The sequence below is a fragment of the Komagataeibacter nataicola genome (assembly GCF_003207795.1).
Lineage (GTDB): Bacteria > Pseudomonadota > Alphaproteobacteria > Acetobacterales > Acetobacteraceae > Komagataeibacter > Komagataeibacter nataicola.
Map to the genome: position 1 here is coordinate 1 of NZ_NIRT01000088.1, position 951 is coordinate 951.

General features: G+C 59.2%; 1 pseudogene and 1 other annotated feature. The pseudogene reads right to left on the bottom strand.

The features are described 5' to 3' along the window. Positions 1 to 900 (bottom strand): annotated as a pseudogene (locus tag CDI09_RS18760) (IS3 family transposase); the annotation flags it as partial. Continuing rightward, positions 500 to 616, bottom strand: a sequence feature (AL1L pseudoknot). Its footprint overlaps the pseudogene before it by 117 nt. Positions 901 to 951 lie beyond the last annotated feature (51 nt).

Genomic DNA, 951 nt, shown 5'->3' on the forward strand with positions numbered 1-951 from the left:
TGTTTCCCGCGGGCTTTCGTTGCCAGATGGCCTGTTCAAGGGCGTCGAGCACGAACTGGGTGGTCATGGAGGTCGAGACCTTCCAGCCCACGATCCTGCGGGTGAACACATCAATGACAAACGCCACATAGACCATGCCATTCCGGGTCTGGACATAGGTGAAGTCCGAGACCCGGAGCTGGTTGGGAGCTTCCGCCTGGAACTGCCGGTTGACCCTGTCATCGGGACAGGGACGCGGCGTATCCGGACGGGTCGTGATGACCTTCCTGCCCCGGATCACCCCCTTCAGGCCCATCTGCCGCATCAGGCGCTCGACAGTGCATCGCGCGACCTGCCGTCCTTCGCGCTGCAGGCTGTGCCAGACTTTGCGCGCACCATAAACACTACGGCTGTCGTGCCAGATCCGACAGATATGCGCCATCAGATCCCTATCACATTGTGCACGTATGCTGGCTCTGGCCGGATCTCTTGCCATGACCGCCTGCTGGTAAAACGTGGACGGGGCAATCGGCAGAATGCGACAGATTGGCTCGCCCCCGTAATCGGCACGACAGGCTTCAATAAACGCGATCATTTGCGAAACGGGCGGTCGAGCGCTACCTGCGCAAAATAAGCCGAAGCTTTCTTGAGGATCTCATTGGCCTGACGCAGTTCACGAACCTCACGCTCCAATGCCTTGATCCGTGCCGTCTCGGCTGTGGTCGGTCCCGGTTGTGTACCAACATCTCGCCGCGCCTGCTTCCACCAGTCGTGCAGGCTGTCTCCCGAACAGCCGAGTTCGCCACCAATCTCCCGACAGGCCACCGATAGGCTCGGGTAATCCGATCGATGTTCGTCCAGAAGGCGCACGGCGCGCTCACGGAACTCAGGTGAATAACGTGATGTCTTCTTCTCTACCATAGGGTTCATCCTCCGAGAGTTTTACTCTCCGGTAAACCCGGGGAAGTTCAA